Origin of the sequence: Streptomyces sp. NPDC050534, from assembly GCF_044457745.1 — a bacterium.
Taxonomy (GTDB): domain Bacteria; phylum Actinomycetota; class Actinomycetes; order Streptomycetales; family Streptomycetaceae; genus Streptomyces.
In genome coordinates this window covers 120392-139720 of the sequence record NZ_JBITHF010000006.1, presented here as the reverse complement: position 1 = coordinate 139720, position 19329 = coordinate 120392, and the positions used below count along the sequence as shown (strand labels likewise).

Below are 19329 nucleotides of genomic sequence, written 5' to 3'. Positions count from 1 at the left end.
GTTCTACTGCTCGTCGAACAGGCTCGTCACCGAACCGTCCTCGAACACCTCACGCACCGCACTCGCGATCGTCGGCGCGATCGACAGCACCGTGATCTTGTCGAGCTCAAGCTCGCTCGGCGTCGGCAGCGTGTTCGTGAACACGAACTCGCTCACCTTCGAGTTCTTCAGCCGGTCCGCCGCCGGACCCGACAGCACGCCGTGCGTCGCCGTCACGATGACGTCCTCCGCACCGTGCGCGAACAGCGCGTCCGCCGCCGCGCAGATCGTGCCGCCCGTGTCGATCATGTCGTCGACCAGGACGCACACGCGGCCCTTCACCTCACCGACCACCTCGTGCACGGTGACCTGGTTGGCGACGTCCTTGTCCCGGCGCTTGTGCACGATCGCCAGCGGCGCGCCCAGACGGTCGCACCAGCGGTCCGCGACCCGCACCCGGCCCGCGTCCGGCGAGACCACCGTCAGCTTGTTCCGGTCGACCTTCGCCCCCACGTAGTCCGCGAGCAGCGGCAGCGCGAAGAGGTGGTCCACCGGACCGTCGAAGAAGCCCTGGATCTGGTCCGTGTGCAGATCCACCGTCAGGATCCGGTGCGCACCCGCGGTCTTCATCAGGTCCGCGACCAGACGCGCCGAAATCGGTTCACGGCCACGGTGCTTCTTGTCCTGCCGCGCGTAACCGTAGAACGGCACGATGACCGTGATGGAGCGGGCCGACGCGCGCTTGAGCGCGTCGATCATGATCAGCTGCTCCATGATCCACTTGTTGATCGGAGCCGTGTGGCTCTGGATCAGGAAGCAGTCCGCACCACGCGCCGACTCCTGATAACGCACATAGATCTCGCCGTTCGCGAAGTCGAAGGCCTTCGTCGGGACGACCCCGACACCCAGCTGCTGGGCGACCTCCTCGGCAAGCTCGGGGTGGGCGCGGCCGGAGAAGAACATCATCTTCTTCTCGCCGGTCGTCTTGATCCCGGTCACAGCACTGTCTCCTCAGAGGTTTTCAGCTGGGGGCGGTTCGAGGTGTCTCAGCTGGTGGCGGTACGGGTGTGTGCAGATATCACGGTACGCCGTGTTTGACGCACCCGAATTCGGTCAGTCTCCGCTCTCGTCCTGCCGGGAGGCCGCCTCGGCGGCCTTCGCCGCGGCACTCCCCGGGCGCTTACGAGCCACCCAACCCTCGATATTCCGCTGCTGGCCACGGGCCACGGCCAGCGAACCGGGCGGCACGTCCTTCGTGATCACGGACCCGGCAGCGGTGTACGAGCCGTCCCCGACCGTGACAGGAGCCACAAACATGTTGTCCGAACCCGTACGGCAATGCGACCCCACCGTGGTGTGGTGCTTCTCCTGCCCGTCGTAGTTCACGAACACGCTGGCGGCACCGATGTTGGTGTACTCGCCGATCGTCGCGTCACCGACGTAGGACAGATGCGGAACCTTCGTGCCCTCGCCGATGGCGGCGTTCTTCGTCTCGACGTACGTACCCACCTTGGACTTCGCGCCGAGCCGCGTGCCGGGCCGCAGATAGGCGTAGGGACCCACCGTCGCGCCCGGGCCCACATGGGCGCCGTCGGCCACCGTGTTGTCCACACGGGCGCCCGCCTCGACCCGGGTGTCCTTCAGACGGCTGTTGGGGCCGACCTCCGCACCCTCGCCCAGATGCGTGGTGCCGTGCAGCTGCGTTCCGGGGTGGACGACCGAGTCCTGCTCGAAGGTGACGGTGACGTCGACCCACGTGGTCGCCGGGTCGACGACCGTGACGCCGGCGAGCATGGCGCGGGTGAGCAGCCGGTCGTTCAGGATCCGCCGGGCCTCGCTCAGCTGCACCCGGTTGTTGATCCCGGCGATCTCACGGTGGTCGCCGGCGACGGACGCCCCGACGCGGTGACCGGCCTCGCGCAGGATCCCCAGGACGTCGGTGAGGTACTCCTCGCCCTGACTGTTGTCCGTACGGACCTTCTTCAACGCGTCGGCGAGCAGCTGCCCGTCGAAGGCGAAGACACCGGAGTTGATCTCGCGGATGGAGCGCTGCGTCTCGGTGGCGTCCTTGTGCTCGACGATCTCGGTGACGGCACCCGTGTCGTCGCGCACGATGCGGCCGTAGCCGGTGGCGTCCGGGACCTCGGCGCTCAGCACGGTGACGGCGTTGCCGTCCGAGGAGTGCGTGGCCGCGAGCCTGCGGAGGGTCTCGCCGGTGAGGAGAGGGGTGTCGCCGCACACGACGACGACGATTCCGTCGACGCTGCCGCCGAGTTCGTCGAGCGCGATCCGCACGGCGTGACCGGTGCCGTTCTGCTCCGCCTGCACGGCGGTGCGTACGGCGGGGTCGATCTCGGCGAGATGGGCGCCGACCTTCTCGCGCGCGTGCCCGACCACGACGACGAGGTTCTCGGGCTCCAACTCGCCTGCTGCGGCGAGCACATGGCCCACCAGGCTGCGACCGCAGAGCTCGTGGAGGACCTTGGGTGTGGCCGATTTCATACGGGTGCCCTCACCCGCTGCGAGAACGACGACGGCTGCCGGGCGAATGGCGCTCACGGGGTTGCCCTTCGGCTTTGGACGGGTGGGGACATCCGCAGGATACCGGGGCGTTTCGTGGGGGACATGAGAGTGGGTCCTGACAGTGCTGTCAGGACCCAATGCTGCTGAGCTCCCGGGGAAGGAATCGAACCCTCATTCAATGGACCAAAACCATTTGTCCTGCCTTTAGACGACCCGGGATGGTCTGCGCGCTATGTCCGATTTGGTTGATCGGCTTCGCACACGGACAACACTATGCCGTACCAGGACCCTTCGATGCGACGGTACAAGTCGGCGCCCTTCAGGACTTTGACCACCAGGCAGCCCCGGTAGGAGTCGCCCACGTTCTTGCGGACGGTCCTGGGGTTGTGCCTTTTGAGGGTCGTCTTGTTGAACGCGGAGCGGCCGGCGCCGACGAGCTCGGCCCAGTACTCCTCCGCGGCTGCAACGTCCGCGTTCTCGTGGATCATGACGTTGAATCGGAGCCGCTCCGGCTCGATGCCCAGGAGGTCGAGCCATGCGAGGTAGACCTGGATCATGCTCGGGTCGCTGTTGACGAAGGCCACGCTCTCGCGCCGGTCGTACGGCTTGTCCTTGCCGCCCTCCGCCCAGTAGAGACCGACGCCCACCAGGAACAGCTCACGGGGTGTCAGGTCGCCGATCGCCTGCTCGGCGGCCTTCTTGGTCTCCCGGCGCTCCTCGTCGCGGATCCGCAGCTTCGCCGCCCAGCCCCGCCTGGCGATCGCCGCTGCCTCCTCGCGGCTGCGCCTGCGCTCCGGCCTCGGCAGATCTCGTACCCACAACGAGATCGAGCTCTTCGAGCAGCCCAGTTCGACCTGGATCTGGTCGTACGTCCAGCCCTCCAGACGCAACTCCCGTGCCTTCGCGCGCAGGTCGTCCTTCGCGTTCGGGCGCTTCGTCCATTCCGGAGGGGGCTCGCCCTCCAGGAGGCGGTTGAGGATGTCGTTGTTGTCGACGTGCAGGCGGTCGCGGATCTGGCGGCGGCTGAGTCCCGCCCGTCGGAGCGCGACCGCCCGCTCCCTCAGTCCCTCGAAGTCGGTGTATTTGTTCTGTGAATGTGCCATGGGCATACCGTCCAGGTGGAATGTGATCTTCCAGGGTCGAACGGTGTGCGAATCAGCAGTTCGAGGGAAAGCGGGTCGTTTCGTGCACGGTCGGTCACGCAGTGTGGTGTAGGCCAGTCGCGGAAACTCGCCGGAAAACGGGGCGCCACCGCCCGTAGGCTGGAGCCATGACCACGACGGGGGAAGAGCACGCCGCGGGCCGGAAGGGGCCGTGGTGGTGGGCCAGGTGGCGTAGTGCGGCACTGGACGTCGGTCTTGCGCTGGCGTCCGCGGTGGAGTGCGCCTTCGAAGGGGTGCGCTTCGCGCGGGACGCGGGCGTCCCCGTGGCCGCGGGCATCGTCTTCGGGGTGCTCGCCGGCTCGGCGCTGGTCGTCCGGCGGCAGTGGCCGATCGCCGTGGTGCTGGTCTCGATCGCCATCACTCCGGCCCAGATGGGCTATCTGATGGGCATCGTCGGCCTGTACACGCTCGCCGCCTCCGAGCTGCCGCGCCGGATCATCGCCTCGCTGGCGGGGATGTCGCTCGTCGGCATGCTGATCGTGATGTTCGTGCGGGTGCGGCAGGACATGGCGCGGGGGACCTGGGACCTCGGCGACTGGTTCGTGCCGTTCGCTGCCATCACCACCGCCATCGGCATGACCGCGCCGCCCCTCCTGCTCGGCCTGTACGTGGGCGCGCGGCGCCGGCTGATGGAGAGTCTGCGGGAGCGGGCCGACAGTCTTGAGCGGGAGTTGCAGCTGCTCGCGGAGCGGGCGGAGGAGCGGGCCGAGTGGGCCCGGGGCGAGGAGCGGACCCGGATCGCGCGGGAGATGCACGACGTGGTCGCGCACCGGGTGAGCCTGATGGTGGTGCACGCGGCCGCGCTGCAGGCCGTCGCCCGTAAGGATCCGGAGAAGGCCGTGAAGAACGCCGCTCTGGTCGGGGACATGGGGCGGCAGGCGCTCACCGAGTTGCGGGAGATGCTCGGGGTGCTGCGCAGCGGCGACAAGGTGCGCCGGGCCGAGCAGGTGGTGCCGCTGGTGGCGGTGGGGGTCGCCGCGGCGGTGGCGGCGGAGCGGGCCGCGGACGAGGGGGAGGGGCCGTCCCTGTCCGAGCTGGAGGAGCTGATCGGGCAGTCGGCGGCGGCGGGGATGGTCGTGGATCTGTCGGTCGAGGGGGACACGCGTCTGTACGCGGCGGAGATCGAGCAGACGGCGTTCCGCGTGGTGCAGGAGGCGTTGACGAACGTCCACAAGCACGCGGCGGGTGCGAAGACGCATGTGCGGCTGGCACACCGGGTGTCGGAGATCGCGATGCAGGTGGAGAACGAGCCGCCGCCCGAGGTGTCGTCGGCTTCCTCGGCGCGGCTGCCGTCGGGGGGCAACGGACTGGTGGGGATGAAGGAGCGGGTCACCGCGCTGGGGGGCGTGTTCGTGTCGGGGCCGACGGACGCGGGGGGGTACCGGGTGTCGGCGGTGATTCCGGCCGAGGCGTGAGGCTGCGCCGGTTGTGCGGTGCTGCGGTGCCGCGATGCACCGTTCGCTGTGTGTCGTTCGTCGGCTGCTGCGGCGTCGTGGCCGGGCGCGCGGTTCCCCGTGCCCCTTCCGGGGCGCTGGTTCAGCCGGCGGTGAGCCGTACCGGTTCGACGCCCGAGACGAGGCCGGCGAGGGCCTGGTCGATGTCGGGGCCGAGGTACCAGTCGCCCGTGTGATCGAGGGCGTAGACGCGGCCTTCGGCGTCGACGGCGACGAGGGACTGGTGGTCGGTCTCGGTGCCGATGGGGCTGACTTCGGTGTCGAGGGCGCGGCCGAGGTCGGCGAGGGTGCGGGCCATGTGCAGGCCGTGCAGGGGGTCGACGTGGAGCGTGGTGGGGGCGACCTGGCGGCCGGGCCCGGTCGGCGCGATGTGGAGGCCGCCGAACTCGGCCCAGGCCTCGACGGCGGCCGGGAAGACGGCGTGCCGGTGGCCCGCCGGTGAGGCGTGGTCGCGAAGGGTGTCGGCCCAGATCTCGGCCTGCTTTATGTCCCAGCGCCCGGGCTGCCAGCCGGCGGCGCGCAGGGCGGCGTCGACGGGTACGGGAAAGCGCGTGGAGGTGCGGTCGGGGTGCATCTGCCCTTCGATCGTCGAGGTGCTGAGGTGGTGCCCGGCCCGTGGGCCGTCCTGGGGGTTCGTGTCAGGGGGGTCAGTCCTCCGCCGCGGTGGGGTCGACGACGCGGACGCCGAAGTGGGCGCTGAGCGCGGTGCAGGCGCGGCAGGGGGCGGCGAATCCGCCGTGCAGGGGGTCACCGTCCTCGCGGATCCGGCGAGTGGTGAGTTTGGCCTGCTTGAGGGCTTTGCGGGCCTCGCCGTTGGTCATGGGCTTGCGGGCGGCGCGCTTGCTGCGGGCGGCGTCGGCGGAGGCTATGTGGCGGGAGATGAGGATCGTCTCGGCGCAGCGGCCGGTGAAGCGGTCGCGCTGGGCGCTGGTGAGCGTGTCCAGGAAGTCCTGGACGAGGGGGTGCAGGGGCGGCGGCTGGTCGCCGCGGGCGGCGGTGCCCGTGAGGGTGGCGCCGCGTACCGAGAGGGCGGCGGCGACGGTGGGGAGTATGCCGTCGCGTCTGTGGCGGAGGGCGGGGGTGTGGGGGGCGTCGGTGGCGCTCCAGCCGATGCGGGGGTCGCCGGAGGTACCGGTGTGCGGTGCGGTGTCCGGTCCCGTCTGCGTCACGTTCATGATCGTCATCCCCTCCCGAGCTTCCCCCGGACGTCACAGAGTGCCAAATGCCGTGGCCGGTGCGGAAGCTGGGGCGGCGCGACACGCCAGGGTTTGGGCAGGCTGTCACGGTGGGGTGACGGCAGGTCACGGAAGCGGAGGGCGGCTGACCGGTGCCCGGTGACCGGTGCGGTCGTACCGCATAGGCTGTCGGCACCGCGGTCCATGCGGTCGGTGCGTGGTGACACGCGCGGTGGCGCGTGGTGACAGGCGCGGTGACGGTCGAGACGCCAAGTCGAGACGGACGAGACAGTCGATACGGGGCGCAGTGGGCGGCGTGGAGCCGGCTGCTGCGGGTCGTACCAGAGTGCCGCAGGGGGCAACCGCCATGACGACAGGTCGGCTCGGGCTGGGGGCACCTCCCGGCCGCCAGGCCGGGGGAGAAGCCGCGCCGCCGAACGCGGCCTATGCCGGGCAGGTCGTGCATTTCCCGGATCCGGTGCGGGCCGCACGTCACCCGAGAGGGGTACGCGTCGACGAGCGCGGTTACCCCTCCTTCTCGGCCTATGCGCGTGCCGCCGCGGAGATCGCGGAGCCGCCGGAGGGTTTCGGGGTCGACGAACTGCGGCTGACGGACTACGTGTCGGCGAACGCGGCGCTGGCGGCGACCGGTCACGAGTTGTGGGACACGGTGCCCGCGGTGGCGACGCCGCACGGCTGGACGTGGCATCACGTGGTGGGTTCGCGGCGGCTGGAGCTGGTGCCGGTCGAGGTGAAGGCGCTGCTGCGGCACCACGGCGGGATAGCGACGTCGTACGTCGACCAGAACAAGCGGGGCACGCGGCCGTTGCAGGAGACGCGGCCGGCGCACTTCGGGCTGCCGAAGTCCGGGGTGGCGGTGACGGAGGCCCAGGTGCAGCAGGTCGAGGAGGACCTCGGCTACCGGCTGCCGGGTGCCTACCGCTCGTTCCTGAAGGCGGCGGGCGGCTGCGCCCCGGTGGGTGCGGCGCTCGACGCCGAGCTGGGGCTGCTGATCGACCAGCCGTTCTTCACGGTGCGGGAGGAGGCGGCCGTCAACGACCTCGTCTACGTCAACAAGTGCCTGCGCGACCATCTGACCAAGGACTATCTGGGCGTCGGTTTCGTCCAGGGCGGTCTGCTCGCCGTGAAGGTGAAGGGCGAGCGGGTCGGCTCGGTGTGGTTCTGCGCCTACGACGACGCCCGGGACGCCGATCCGTCGGTGGCGCCAGCGGACCGTGTGGAGCGGCTGCTGCTGCCGTGCGGTGAGGACTTCGACCAGTTCCTGGCGCGGCTCGCGGGCAATCCGCCGGAGCTGGAGACGGTGGCGAATCTGATGGTCGACGGCGGGTTCGCGCGTTCTGTTCCGGTGTCTTCCGACTCTTCGGTGGGGGAGTGAGCGTCCGATGGTGACCTTCGCGCAGGCGCAGGAGCGCGCCGAGGAGTGGATCAACGGAGACGTGCCGTCGTACCAGCACCGTGAGGTGCGGGTACGGGAGTTCGAGCTCGGGTTCGTGGTGTGGGCCGAGGACCGGGCGGACGGGCCGCGTTCGGACGGGGGCGGCCAGCGGCTGGTGATCGCCCGCGACAGCGGCGAGGCGACCCTGTGGCCCTCGCTGCCCGTGGGCGAGGTCGTGCGCCGGTACGAGGAGGAGTACGGCCGCCCGGACGAGGACCCGGAGCCGGCGCCGGCCGCCTCGGCCCGGGTGGATCTGAATCAGACGTCCTTCCTGCTGAGTCCGCCGGAATGGCTGCAGGAGGCGGCGGACAAGCTGGGTATTCCGGACCGGCGCGGGGGCCAGGGCGCGGCGGCTTCGGGTGCCGCGGCTCCTGCGGCTCCTGCGGCTCCTGCGGCTTCCTCGGCTTCCTCGGGTGACGGAGGGCTGGCCGAGACGCAGGCCGGGGCTCCCGTTCCGCCCGCGGCGCCTGCCGCGCAGAGCGGTGCTGCCGGATGGCCGGAGGCCGGTGCGAGCGGTGCGGCCGGTGCCGGCGGCGGTGCCGGGGCGCCGGGCGGGCCCGCCGGGGGGACTCCCTGGGCCGGGACCGACACCAACGCGGACTCCGGTGAGGACCGTTCCGTACCGCTGCCGGCGACCGTGTTCGCGCCGCAGCTGCGGGAGGGCGACGACGACACGGACACGCCGCCGGACGCCAAGACGGCGCTGATGTCGGGCGGCAGCGGGCTGCCGCGGACGACGGTGTCGCCGTCGCTGGACGGGCCCGCGGCTCCGGCCCAGCCGGGTACGCCCCCTCCGGGCACGCCTCCGCCGGGCGCTCCCGCGCCCGGTGCCACGCCGCCTCCGCCGTCGACGTACGGCTATCCGCTGGGTGCTCCCGCGCCGGGTGCGACCCCGCCGCCCCCGCCCCCGTCGACGTACGGCTACCCGCAGGGGCCCGGAGGGGCGCCTGGTGCGCCTCAGCCGCCGGCCGCTCCGGGACGTCCGCTGCAGCCGAACGCCGGGGACATCGCCGACGCCGCGACGAGCAAGGCCGGGCCTCCGCCGCGCCGTGCTTCGACCACGCCGCCGCCGCCGAGCGCGCCCGGGGCTCCGGGTGCGCGGCCGGCGAGCACACCTGCGCCTCCGCCGGCACCCGGCGCGGGCGGGGCGTACGTGCCGACGCAGCTGGTCTCGTCGCTGGGTCCCGGCGGGCCGGAGGGCGCGCCAGGTCCTGGAGCCCCGCAGGCCCCGGGCGGCACGCCGCCCACGCCGCCCGGCGCTCCCCACACCCCCGGCGGTACGCCCCCGGGCGCGGTCCACCACGCCGCCACGATGCTCGCCGACCCGGGCCGGGGTCCCGCCGGTGGCCTTCCCCAGCCTCCGGGCGCCCCGGGTATGCCGCATGCTCCCGGGGCTCCTGGCGCTCCCCAGCCCCCCGGTGCCCCCGGCATGCCCCCCGCGCCCGGTGCGCAGGGCGCGTCGCCGGGCGGGCGTGGCGGGGCCGTTCACCATGCGGAGACCGTGCTGGCCGCGCCGCCCGTCGGCGGGCCCGGTGCTCCTCCGGCGGGTCCTCCCGGCACGCCTCCGCCGCCGCAGGCCCCCGGGATGCCCGGGGCGCCGGGTATGCCGCCGGGAGTACAGCCGCCCATGCCGCCCGGCGCGATGCCGCCGCCCGGGCAGCAGCCGTCGTACGGCTACCCGCCGGCGCAGGGACAGCCGACGGTCGGACCCGGCTACCAGGCCGTGCTCCGCTACCGCGCGCAGGACGGCTCCGAGCAGCAGCTGATCCGTCGGTCCGCGCCGGGCACGCCGCATCCGGAGTGGCAGATCTTCCACGAGCTGCGCGGCATGAACGTGCCGCCGAACCAGGTGCTGGAGCTGCACACGGAGCTGGAGTCGTGCGAGCTGCCGGGCGCCTACTGCGCGCGGATGATCCGGGAGCAGTGGCCGCAGGCGCGGATCGCGTCCATCGCGCCGTACGGCACCGATCATGCGAGCCGGCAGCAGGGCATGCAGCAACTGATCGCGCACCAGGGCGAGTTGCACCAGGTCGCGGACGGTCCCGCGCGCCCGGCGCCGGTGCGTGCGCCGCTGCCGCCGGTGCAGGCGGCGCCGCCGATGCCGCCGGAGGGGATCGCCCAGGAGCTGGCGGGCGCCTTCGGGCCGGGGGTCTTCCGGTTCGAGCAGGCGGCCGTCTCCCGGCAGGGCGTGCCGCCGGTGGTGGCGCACTCGCTGGTGGTGGCGGGGCTGCCGATGGACATGGGCCCGTTCTTCTGGGCGCAGGCCCAGCCGGGACGGCCGGTGCCGACGCTCGCCGAACTGGCGCAGGAGCGCGGTGTGCAGCCGTCCGCGGACGCGGGTTCGTACCTCGTCATGGGCAGTGACTTCGGCAGGGCGATCTGTGTGCAGTACGGCACCGCGAACATCGTGGCCGTGCCCGTGGAGGCGGGGCCCGGCGGGGCGCCCGTGCCGCCGCAGTTCGTGAACTCGGGGTTGCCCGAGCTCCAGCGGTGCCTGGCGCTGCTCGGCCGGATGTGGCGGCTGCGGTTCGGGCTGAATCCGGAGCAGGCGGGCCGCTGGACCGTCGACTTCCAGGCCCAGCTGGCCTCCCTCGACCCGGCGGCGCTCGGCTCGCCGGAGACCTGGTGGTCGGTGCTGCTGGAGCAGATGTGGGACGGACTGCTGTGACGCCGCGCCGCTGACTCCTTCTGATCCGACCCCGAGGGGCCGGGCCGGTCGTCCTGACCGGCCCGGCCCTTTCGCGTGCGACCACGTGCGACCGCGTACGACTGCCTGCGGTCGCGAGTGACCGCGAGTGGCGCTCGGAGTGTCGCGTTATGAACACTTCCGTCCGATATATCAAGATGTGCGCGAAATCATCATTTCGCGTCCGTTCGACGGAAAAGTTCGGCGGAGAGGGGTTCCAGGATGAGCAGCACACCGGTCTCGCCCCACGGCTTCGGAGTCGTACGGGGGCGTGGCTACTGTCCCGAACAGGTCGAGGCCTTCGCCGACGCGCTCTCCCGGGACCGGGACGCGGCCTGGGAGCGGGCGGCCCGGCTGACCGTGCTCGCCCGGGACATGGAGGTGGAGGCCGAGCTGCTGCAGGAGTCGGTGGCGCAGCTGGCCCCGCAGTCGTACGAGACCCTCGGGGAGGGCGCGCGGCGCCTGTTCCAGTGCGTGCTGGACGAGGCCGAGGCCGTCCGGGAGCGGGCGCGGCAGGAGGCCCGGCGCCACCGGGAGGCGGCCGAGGAGCACGCGAACGGCGTGCGGGACGCCGCACAGGCGCATGCCGACGCGGTGCGCGGCGAGGCCGAGGACCGGGCCCGCCAGCGGCTCCTGGCGGCGCAGGCCGAGGCGGACGAGATCCGGGTCGGCGCCCGGCGCGCGGTGAAGGAGGGCCGCGGCGAGGCGCTGTCCGCGCTGCGGGAGGTGCGGCAGCGCACGGCCGCGATGCTCACCGAGCAGGCCAAGGAGTGCGCCGAGCGGTGGGCCGAGGTGGAGCAGCTGGAGTCCGACCGCATGGCCGGGCGCGATGCCCGGGGCGCGGAGCGGACGGCCCGCGCGGAGGCGGAACTGGCCGAGGCGGAGCGGGTGTTCGCCGAGGCGCAGGAGTACGACGGCCGGTGCCAGGAGGAGGCGCGCGAGCGTGCCGCCGAGATCCTCGCGGGGGCGCGGCTGCGCGAGGAGCAGATCACCCGGGAGACGGAGCAGGTGCTGCACGAGCACGCGGAGCGGTGCGGCGACGTGCAGGCGGAGATGGACGTCGTACGCAACAGCCTCACCGCGCTCACGGGTTCGGCGTCGGGGGAGTGACGGGAGTGAGGGCGCCGGAGGAGTGAGGGCGCCCGGCGGGTGATGGCCGGGGCGCGCAGGCCCCGGCCAGTCACCCGGCGCTCAGCCGCTCCTGCGCACCGCGCCCGCCAGGATCCACCCCTCCACGGCTTCGTACTGCCGGCGTTGCTCCTCCGACGCCCTGCGGCCGGAGACGACGGTGCCGAGCCAGCCGAAGGCGAAGCCCAGCGGGATCGTCAGCAGGCCGGTCGTGGTGAACGGGAACCAGTTGAAGTCCGCGTCGGGGAAGGCCGAGATCGGCGAGCCGGAGACCAGGTTGGTGCCCGGCATCACGAGCAGGACCGCGACCGTGCCGCCGATCAGCGTCCACAGCAGGCCCGTACGGGTGTAGCGGCGCCAGAAGAGGCTGTACACCAGGGCCGGGGCGATCGCGGAGGCGCCGAGGCAGAAGGAGAGCGTCACCAGCGGCTGCAGGCTGCGGTGCTGGACCAGGGTCGCCAGCACGATCGCCGGGACGCCCACCGCGAGGGCCGAGACCCGGGCCAGCGTCATCTCCCGGCGCTCCGACATCTCCTGCACACGTGCGGCGAAGACGTCGTGGGCGAGGGAGTTGGCGCAGGCGAGGATCATGCCGGCCACGGAGGCGAGCAGGGTCAGGAAGATCGCCGTGGTCACCGTGGTGAACAGGAACGTCTCGGCCGTGGAGACCTGCGCGCCGAAGGCCGCGCGGGAGCCCAGCAGATAGGCCGTGTTGCCCTGGGGGTCCGCCTGCGCGATCACCGCGCGCCCGATCAGCGCGGTCGCGCCGAAGCCGACCACCGTCATGATGAGGACGAACAGCACCACCGCCGAGACCGCCCACGACATCGAGCGCCGCACCTGGCGGGCGTTGCGCGCGGTGTACATGCGCATGGTGACGTGCGGCAGGCAGGCGCCGCCGATGACGACCGTGAGCTCCGCGGTGATCATGTCCAGGCGGGGGCTGGAGCTGCCGGCGAACTCCACTCCGGAGTGCAGGAAGCGGGAACCGACCCCGCTCTGCGCGGCGGCCGCGTTGAACAGGGCCCCCGGGTCCCAGTCGAAGCGCCGCAGCATCAGGAGGGCCACCACGGCGCCCGAACCCAGAAGCATCACGATCTTCAGGATCTGGATGAGGGCGGTGCCCTTCATGCCGCCGATGGCGGCGTAGCTGATCATCAGGGCGCCGAGCCCGATGATGCAGCCGGTCTGCAGCGAGTCGCCGGAGAAGCCCAGGATGAAGGCCAGAAGCTGGCCGGTGCCGGCCAGCTGGACCAGCATCAGCGGCAGCAGGGCGGCGATCGTGACCAGGCACGCGGTGATGCGCACGCCGCGTCCCGGCATGCGCCGCGCCAGGGCGTCGCCCATGGTGAACCGGCCCGCGTTGCGCAGGGGTTCGGCCAGCAGGAACATCAGCAGCATCAGGGACAGGGCGGTGCTGAGAGCCAGTGCGATGCCGTCGTAGCCGCACAGGGCGATGACGCCGCCGGTGCCCAGCACGCTCGCCGCGGAGATGTAGTCGCCGGCGATGGCGAGGCCGTTGCGCATGGGGGAGAGGGAGCCGTAGCCGGTGTAGAACTCGTCGAGGTCGTCGCCGTCCGGGCCCGTCATCACGCACAGCAGCAGCGTGATCGTGGCGATCGCGGAGAAGGCGACCAGGGACATGGCCTGGGCGTTGCCGCTGAATCCGGTCACCGTGCCGCCTCCCGCTTGGCGTCCACCTCGGACTGCTTGCGGATGCGGGCCGCGATCGGGTCCACGTTGCGGCGGGCGGTGTGCTCGTAGAGCGCGATCGCCAGCCAGGTGACCGGGACCTGCGCCAGCGCGAGGATCAGCCCGGTCGGCAGGCCGTCGGCGAACTCGCTCGTCATGAACGACGGCGCGAACGCCGACAGGATCAGGAACAGCGTGAAGTAGCCGAGCGCGGTGAGGGTGGCGGTGCGGCGCTGCCAGCGGTAGGCGCCGCGCAGGATCCGCAGATCGCTGTGGTGCCCGAGGGCGGGCTCGGACGGTCGGCGCCGCGGGGGCGGTTCGGGCTCTCTGAGGGGCGGCTGCCAGGGATAGGTGGAGTCGTAGGCCGGGGAGGGGTCGTGAGGCGGACGGTACGGGTAGCGCGGGGACGAGTCGTAGGACATCCCGTGTTCCTTGCGTGGCTCGGGTCCTTGGCGGAGGACCGCAGGGAGGTGGGGGGCGTGCGGTCCCCGCACGCTACTCGCCGGTTCCGGGTTGTGGGGAGTTTTCAGCAAACTGATTGGTCGGTACGCGTCTTACTTCGCTGACCTCGGGTGTTACCGCGATTAACTCAGATCTTTGGCGGGCCGGACACGCTACAGATCGGGTCCTGGTGTATGCCCGGGACGTCAGTCGTCGAGCACCGGGAAACGCCTCGGCGCCAGGAGCAGCAGCACCACGAAGGCCGCGGCGGCGGCGCACCCCGCCCCGAGGTACACGGCGTGCACCGCGTCCGCGATCGCGCGCCGGGTCGCCTCCGCGACCGCGCCCGCGTCCAGGCCGCGCGTCACCGAGTCCAGATCGCCCGCGCCGCCGAGGCGGGCGGCGAGCACGCTGTTGGCGACCGCACCGAACACCGAGGCGCCGATCGTCTGGCCGGTCTGGCGGCAGAAGAGGACGGACGCCGTCGTGGTGCCGCGCTCCGACCACCGCACCGTCGACTGCACGCCCACGATCAGCGGGAGCTGGAACAGACCGAGCGCGGCGCCGAGGAGCAGCATCAGCAGCGCCGGCTGCCAGGCCGAGCCCGGGTACGGCAGGAACGGGAACGCGAACAGGATCAGCGCCGCCGTCCCGATGCCGAGCATCGCCGTGTTGCGGAAGCCGATCCTGCGGTACACGTGCTGGCTCAGGGCCGCCGAAACTGGCCAGCTCAACGTCCATACGGACAGCACGAATCCGGCCGCCACCGGTGCCAGGCCGAGCACGGACTGCGCGTACGTCGGCAGGAACACGCTCGGCGCCACCATGAGGAACCCGAGCGCGCCCAGCGCCAGGTTCACCGCGGCGATCGGACGGCGGCGCCACACCCAGCCGGGGATGATCGGCTCGGCCGCCCGGCGCTCGACCGCCACCACGAGTGCGATGAGGGCAAGTCCCGTGCCGAACAGGGCGATCGACGGTGCCGACAGCCAGGGCCAGGCCACCCCGCCCTGCACCAGTGCCGTCAGCAGCACGCCCCCGCACGCGAACACCGCCAGCGCGCCCGCCCAGTCGATACGGGGGCGCCCGGCCGACTCCCGCGCCGGTTCGTGGAGATGGCGGACCACCAGCCACAACGCCAGTGCGCCGATGGGGAGGTTGACCAGGAAGATCCAGCGCCAGTCGGCGTACGCCGCCAGGACGCCGCCGAGCCCGGGGCCGGCCACCGCCGACACCGCCCAGACCGTGGAGAGCCTGGCCTGGATCCTGGGCCGCTCCTTCAGCGGGTAGAGGTCGGCCGCGAGGGTCTGCACCGTTCCCTGCAACGCCCCGCCGCCCAGGCCCTGCACGATGCGGAAGGCGATCAGCGCGCCCATGTTCCAGGCCGCGGCGCACAGCAGCGAGCCGAGCAGGAAGACGGCGGCGCCCGCGACCAGGACCGGCTTGCGGCCGAAGGTGTCGGAGAGCTTGCCGTAGACGGGGAGCGTCACCGTCACGGCGAGCAGATAGCCGGAGAAGAGCCAGGAGAAGACCGAGAACCCGCCCAGGTCGCCGACGATCTGGGGGACGGCCGTGGAGACGATGGTGGCGTCCAGGGCGGCGAGCGCCATCGCCAGCATCAGCGCGGCGACGACCGCTCCCCGTCTGCGTGTGTCCTTCGGCCGCTCGTCCGCCACCGAGGCCCGTATCTCTGTGTCCCCCTGGTCCACCGGATTCCTTCCCCGTGCATCTATCTGCCGCGACCACTCTCCCACTTGAGCCTCACGCCGCGTCAGGGTGGATTGTGAGTGGGCCGGTGGGTGGACCGAACCCCTAGATCGGCTCCACCCGTCGGTGGAGCTCCCTTAGGGGTTCCTCCGTACTACGGCTCGGGGAGGGTTCGTACCGCCGGAGGACGAGAGTGCCCCGGGGCCGTCCTTAACCTGGCTTTACGCCGTCGGGGGGCGGTTCACCGAACCTGCGGGGTGGGGTTTACCCCCGGTGGAAGAGGGTGCCGGGCACCAGCGCGCCGGGCCCCTCGCCGGACCAGACTCATGGACGTACCCAGTTCTTGCGGTTCACCTGTTGCACCGACTTAGGAGACACATCATGACTTCGGCCGTAACCATTCCCAGGCACGGGGGCACTGGAGGGCGTACGGCCGTTGCCGCGCGGGCGCGGCAGGTCGTCAAGGCGTACGGGTCCGGGGAGACCCGGGTCGTCGCCCTCGACCACGTCGACGTGGACATCGCCCGCGGGCAGTTCACCGCGATCATGGGCCCCTCGGGGTCCGGCAAGTCCACCTTGATGCACTGCCTCGCCGGCCTCGACACCGTGACCTCCGGTCAGATCTACCTGGACGAGACCGAGATCACCGGACTCAAGGACAAGAAGCTCACGCAGCTGCGCCGGGACCGGATCGGGTTCATCTTCCAGGCGTTCAACCTGCTGCCGACGCTGAACGCGATCGAGAACATCACGCTGCCCATGGACATCGCCGGGCGCAAGCCCGACAAGCAGTGGCTGGCGCGGGTCGTCGACACGGTCGGGCTCTCCGACCGGCTCAGGCACCGGCCCACCCAGCTCTCCGGCGGCCAGCAGCAGCGCGTCGCCGTGGCCCGTGCGCTGGCCGCCCGGCCCGAGATCATCTTCGGTGACGAGCCCACCGGAAACCTGGACTCCCGTGCGGGCGCCGAGGTGCTGGGCTTCCTGCGCCGCTCCGTCGACGAGCTCGGGCAGACCATCGTCATGGTCACGCACGACCCCGTCGCCGCCTCGTACGCGGACCGCGTGCTGTACCTCGCCGACGGCCGGATCGTCGACGAGATGCACAGGCCGACCGCGGAAGCCGTCCTCGACCGCATGAAGGACTTCGACGCCCGGGGGCGTACGTCATGACCGTCCTGAAGACATCCATGCGCAACTTCTTCGCGCACAAGGGACGCATGGCGCTCTCGGCGATCGCCGTGCTGCTGTCGGTGGCCTTCGTCTGCGGGACGCTGGTGTTCACCGACACCATGAACACCACGTTCGACAAGCTGTTCCAGGCGACCTCCTCCGATGTGACGGTCAGCGCCAAGGGCGCCTCGGACAGCGGTGCGACCACCTCCGACAACGGCAAGCCGCCGGTCATGCCGGCCTCCGTGGTCGGCAAGGTGCGCGAGGCGCAGGGCGTGAAGTCGGCGGAGGGGACCGTCTTCTCCACCTCCGTCACCGTCGTCGACGACAAGAAGGACAACCTGTCGCCCTCCAGCGGCGCCCCGACCATCGTCGGCAGCTGGAACGGCAACGACGCCCGCACCATGAAGATCTCCTCCGGTACTGCGCCCAAGGGCCCGGCCCAGGTGATGGTCGACGCCGACACCGCCGACAAGCACCACCTGAAGCTCGGTGACGAGCTCGGTGTGATCAGCGCGGTCGGCACGCACCACGCGAAGATCTCCGGCATCGCCGACTTCCAGGTCACCAACCCCGGTGCGGCGATCTTCTACCTCGACACGAGGACCGCGCAGCAGACGCTCGTCGGCCGGACCGGTGTCTACACCAACGTCAACGTCACGGCCGCCTCCGGTGTGACCGACCCGCAGCTGAAGACGAACGTGGTCTCGGCCCTCGGCGCCGGCTACAAGGTGCAGACCGCGAAGGAGACCGCCGACGCCAACCAGAAGAGCGTCGAGGGCTTCATGAACGTCATGAAGTACGCGATGCTCGGCTTCGCCGGGATCGCCTTCCTCGTCGGCATCTTCCTGATCATCAACACCTTCTCGATGCTGGTCGCCCAGCGCACCCGCGAGATCGGCCTGATGCGGGCCATCGGTTCCTCCCGCAAGCAGGTCAACCGCTCGGTGCTGGTCGAGGCGACGCTGCTCGGCGTCTTCGGCTCGGTGCTGGGGGTCGGCGCGGGCGTCGGGCTCGCCGTCGGCCTGATGAAGCTCATGGGCCGGATGGGGATGCACCTGTCCACCAGCGACCTGACGGTCGCCTGGACGACCCCGGTGGTCGGCCTGCTGCTCGGCGTCGTCGTCACCGTCCTCGCCGCCTACCTGCCCGCCCGCCGGGCCGGCAAGGTCTCCCCGATGGCCGCGCTGCGCGACGCCGGAGCCCCCGCCGACGCGCGGGCCGGGCGGATCCGCGCCCTGGTGGGCCTGGTCCTGACCGGCGCCGGCGGCTACAGCCTCTACCTGGCCGCGGGCGTGGACAAGGCGAAGGACGGCTCGCTGTGGCTGGGCCTCGGTGTGGTCCTGACGCTCATCGGGTTCGTCGTCATCGGCCCGCTGCTCGCGGGCGGCGTGGTGCGCGTCCTGGGCGCCGTGCTGTTGCGGATGTTCGGCCCGGTCGGGCGCATGGCCGAGCGCAACGCGCTGCGCAACCCGCGCCGTACGGGTGCCACCGGCGCGGCCCTGATGATCGGGCTCGCGCTGGTCGCCTGCCTCTCGGTGGTCGGCTCCTCCATGGTCGCCTCGGCCACCGACCAGCTCGACAAGACGGTCGGCACCGACTTCATCATCCAGTCCGACAGCGGGCAGATGATCACCGCGCAGGCCGCGCAGGCCGTGAAGTCGACGCCGGGGCTGTCCCGGGTCACCGAGTACAAGACGACGACCGCCGACTACACGACGCCCGACGGCAGGACGCTCAAGGACACCGACATCACGGCGGCCGACCCGACGTACGCGACCGACCTGCGGGTCAAGACCGTCGCGGGCAACCTCAAGGACGCCTATCTGCCCGACTCGATGTCCGTGCACGAGAAGTTCGCCAAGGCCCACGGCGTCCACCTGGGCTCGAAGATCAGGATCGCCTTCAAGGACGGCGCCACCGCGAACCTGACGGTCCGCGCCATCACCAGCAACGACGGACTGATCGACGCGGGCTCGAAGTACACCGCCATTTCCACGCTCGCCAAGTACGTGCCGGCCGCCAAGATGCCGCTGGACCAGCTGGTCTTCGCCACCGCCAAGGACGGGCAGCAGGACACCGCGTACAAGTCGCTGAAGACCGCGCTGCACGACTACCCGCAGTACAAGGTGCGCGACCAGACCGACTACAAGCAGGCGCTGAAGGACCAGATCGGCCAGCTGCTGAACATGATCTACGGCCTGCTGGCACTGGCGATCATCGTCGCGATCCTCGGTGTCGTGAACACCCTGGCCCTCTCGGTGGTCGAGCGGACCCGTGAGATCGGCCTGATGCGCGCGATCGGTCTCTCCCGCCGCCAGCTGCGCCGCATGATCCGCATGGAGTCGGTGGTCATCGCCCTCTTCGGCGCCCTGCTGGGCCTCGGCCTGGGCATGGGATGGGGCGCCACGGCCCAGAAGCTCCTCGCCCTGGAGGGCCTGAAGGTCCTGGAGGTCCCCTGGCCGACCCTGATCGCCGTCTTCCTCGGCTCGGCCTTCGTCGGCCTGATCGCAGCCCTGATCCCGGCGTTCCGCGCGGGCCGCATGAACGTCCTGAACGCCATCGCCACCGAATAGGGATACGGGGGGATACGGGGGATACGGGGGGAACGGCCACCGCACACGGGGGTTGCGGGGGAGCGCCCGGCGCCGGGGAGTCTTGGGGGACTCCGCGGCGCCGGGTTCTGCTGTGGGCTTTGATGAGCGCGTACTCCTCCCAAGCCTCGCCGTCGCCGGCGCAGCGCCGGGCAGGCGGT

The 19329-nt window shown here is 71.5% G+C and carries 14 protein-coding genes and 1 tRNA gene; 6 read left to right on the top strand and 9 right to left on the bottom strand.

Features of this window, described 5'->3' with window-relative positions; all coding sequences use genetic code 11:
• Nucleotides 1–3: 3 nt before the first annotated feature.
• The 4 genes from ACIBN2_RS20690 to ACIBN2_RS20675 all read right to left on the bottom strand — a co-directional run bounded on the left by ACIBN2_RS20690 (nucleotide 4) and on the right by ACIBN2_RS20675 (nucleotide 3605).
• The gene (locus ACIBN2_RS20690; protein ID WP_399135971.1) at nucleotides 4–978 is read right to left on the bottom strand and encodes a ribose-phosphate diphosphokinase; all 975 of its coding nucleotides are present in this window, start codon (nucleotides 976–978) and stop codon (nucleotides 4–6) included.
• A gap of 114 nt (nucleotides 979–1092) precedes the next feature.
• Complete coding sequence (gene glmU, locus ACIBN2_RS20685) at nucleotides 1093–2538, bottom strand: bifunctional UDP-N-acetylglucosamine diphosphorylase/glucosamine-1-phosphate N-acetyltransferase GlmU (protein ID WP_399135970.1); 1446 nt, start codon at nucleotides 2536–2538, stop codon at nucleotides 1093–1095.
• Nucleotides 2539–2650: 112 nt separating this feature from the next.
• A tRNA-Gln gene (locus tag ACIBN2_RS20680) sits at nucleotides 2651–2721 on the bottom strand.
• A gap of 11 nt (nucleotides 2722–2732) precedes the next feature.
• Nucleotides 2733–3605, bottom strand: a complete 873-nt coding sequence (locus tag ACIBN2_RS20675; RefSeq protein WP_399135968.1) for a hypothetical protein — start codon at nucleotides 3603–3605, stop codon at nucleotides 2733–2735.
• A gap of 167 nt (nucleotides 3606–3772) precedes the next feature.
• Here ACIBN2_RS20675 and ACIBN2_RS20670 point away from each other — a divergent pair, with 167 nt between their 5' ends.
• Nucleotides 3773–5080 carry a sensor histidine kinase gene (locus tag ACIBN2_RS20670; RefSeq protein ID WP_399135966.1) on the top strand — a complete coding sequence of 436 codons (1308 nt, stop codon included), beginning with the start codon at nucleotides 3773–3775 and terminating at the stop codon, nucleotides 5078–5080.
• A gap of 121 nt (nucleotides 5081–5201) precedes the next feature.
• Here the strand turns inward: ACIBN2_RS20670 and ACIBN2_RS20665 are convergent, their stop codons facing one another.
• Together ACIBN2_RS20665 and ACIBN2_RS20660 are read right to left on the bottom strand one after the other, a co-directional pair.
• Nucleotides 5202–5693: an SUKH-3 domain-containing protein gene (locus tag ACIBN2_RS20665; RefSeq protein WP_399135965.1), complete on the bottom strand. Its 492-nt coding sequence runs from the start codon at nucleotides 5691–5693 to the stop codon at nucleotides 5202–5204.
• 73 nt (nucleotides 5694–5766) lie between these two features.
• A complete protein-coding gene (locus tag ACIBN2_RS20660; RefSeq protein WP_399135964.1) occupies nucleotides 5767–6303 on the bottom strand; it encodes a YwqJ-related putative deaminase in 537 nt (178 codons plus the stop codon).
• A gap of 358 nt (nucleotides 6304–6661) precedes the next feature.
• Here ACIBN2_RS20660 and ACIBN2_RS20655 point away from each other — a divergent pair, with 358 nt between their 5' ends.
• The 3 genes from ACIBN2_RS20655 (at nucleotide 6662) to ACIBN2_RS20645 (ending at nucleotide 11546) form a co-directional block, all read left to right on the top strand.
• Nucleotides 6662–7690: an SMI1/KNR4 family protein gene (locus tag ACIBN2_RS20655; protein ID WP_399135962.1), complete on the top strand. Its 1029-nt coding sequence runs from the start codon at nucleotides 6662–6664 to the stop codon at nucleotides 7688–7690.
• A 7-nt stretch (nucleotides 7691–7697) separates the two neighbouring features.
• Nucleotides 7698–10418, top strand: coding sequence for an SUKH-4 family immunity protein (locus ACIBN2_RS20650; protein ID WP_399135961.1), 2721 nt, complete (start codon nucleotides 7698–7700; stop codon nucleotides 10416–10418).
• Nucleotides 10419–10658: 240 nt separating this feature from the next.
• Nucleotides 10659–11546: a cellulose-binding protein gene (locus tag ACIBN2_RS20645; protein WP_399135959.1), complete on the top strand. Its 888-nt coding sequence runs from the start codon at nucleotides 10659–10661 to the stop codon at nucleotides 11544–11546.
• 81 nt (nucleotides 11547–11627) lie between these two features.
• Here the strand turns inward: ACIBN2_RS20645 and ACIBN2_RS20640 are convergent, their stop codons facing one another.
• The 3 genes from ACIBN2_RS20640 to ACIBN2_RS20630 form a co-directional block, all read right to left on the bottom strand.
• On the bottom strand, nucleotides 11628–13208 hold the full coding sequence (locus ACIBN2_RS20640) for a cation acetate symporter (protein WP_399136682.1): 1581 nt from the start codon (nucleotides 13206–13208) through the stop codon (nucleotides 11628–11630).
• 26 nt (nucleotides 13209–13234) lie between these two features.
• On the bottom strand, nucleotides 13235–13678 hold the full coding sequence (locus ACIBN2_RS20635; protein WP_399135957.1) for a DUF485 domain-containing protein: 444 nt from the start codon (nucleotides 13676–13678) through the stop codon (nucleotides 13235–13237).
• Nucleotides 13679–13903: 225 nt separating this feature from the next.
• On the bottom strand, nucleotides 13904–15406 hold the full coding sequence (locus ACIBN2_RS20630) for an MFS transporter (protein WP_399135955.1): 1503 nt from the start codon (nucleotides 15404–15406) through the stop codon (nucleotides 13904–13906).
• A gap of 379 nt (nucleotides 15407–15785) precedes the next feature.
• Here ACIBN2_RS20630 and ACIBN2_RS20625 point away from each other — a divergent pair, with 379 nt between their 5' ends.
• Complete coding sequence (locus ACIBN2_RS20625; protein ID WP_399135954.1) at nucleotides 15786–16574, top strand: ABC transporter ATP-binding protein; 789 nt, start codon at nucleotides 15786–15788, stop codon at nucleotides 16572–16574.
• A complete protein-coding gene (locus ACIBN2_RS20620; protein ID WP_399135952.1) occupies nucleotides 16571–19150 on the top strand; it encodes an ABC transporter permease in 2580 nt (859 codons plus the stop codon). Before ACIBN2_RS20625 ends, ACIBN2_RS20620 begins: the two co-directional genes overlap by 4 nt.
• Nucleotides 19151–19329 lie beyond the last annotated feature (179 nt).

Coding starts and splice junctions, on each gene's coding strand:
- ACIBN2_RS20675 (WP_399135968.1), bottom strand. CDS start 3,605: ATGGCACATTCACAGAACAAATACACCGACTTCGAGGGACTGAGGGAG.
- ACIBN2_RS20660 (WP_399135964.1), bottom strand. CDS start 6,303: ATGACGATCATGAACGTGACGCAGACGGGACCGGACACCGCACCGCAC.
- ACIBN2_RS20655 (WP_399135962.1), top strand. CDS start 6,662: ATGACGACAGGTCGGCTCGGGCTGGGGGCACCTCCCGGCCGCCAGGCC.
- ACIBN2_RS20620 (WP_399135952.1), top strand. CDS start 16,571: ATGACCGTCCTGAAGACATCCATGCGCAACTTCTTCGCGCACAAGGGA.
- ACIBN2_RS20640 (WP_399136682.1), bottom strand. CDS start 13,208: ATGTCCCTGGTCGCCTTCTCCGCGATCGCCACGATCACGCTGCTGCTG.
- ACIBN2_RS20665 (WP_399135965.1), bottom strand. CDS start 5,693: ATGCACCCCGACCGCACCTCCACGCGCTTTCCCGTACCCGTCGACGCC.
- ACIBN2_RS20635 (WP_399135957.1), bottom strand. CDS start 13,678: ATGTCCTACGACTCGTCCCCGCGCTACCCGTACCGTCCGCCTCACGAC.
- ACIBN2_RS20625 (WP_399135954.1), top strand. CDS start 15,786: ATGACTTCGGCCGTAACCATTCCCAGGCACGGGGGCACTGGAGGGCGT.
- ACIBN2_RS20645 (WP_399135959.1), top strand. CDS start 10,659: ATGAGCAGCACACCGGTCTCGCCCCACGGCTTCGGAGTCGTACGGGGG.
- ACIBN2_RS20650 (WP_399135961.1), top strand. CDS start 7,698: ATGGTGACCTTCGCGCAGGCGCAGGAGCGCGCCGAGGAGTGGATCAAC.
- ACIBN2_RS20670 (WP_399135966.1), top strand. CDS start 3,773: ATGACCACGACGGGGGAAGAGCACGCCGCGGGCCGGAAGGGGCCGTGG.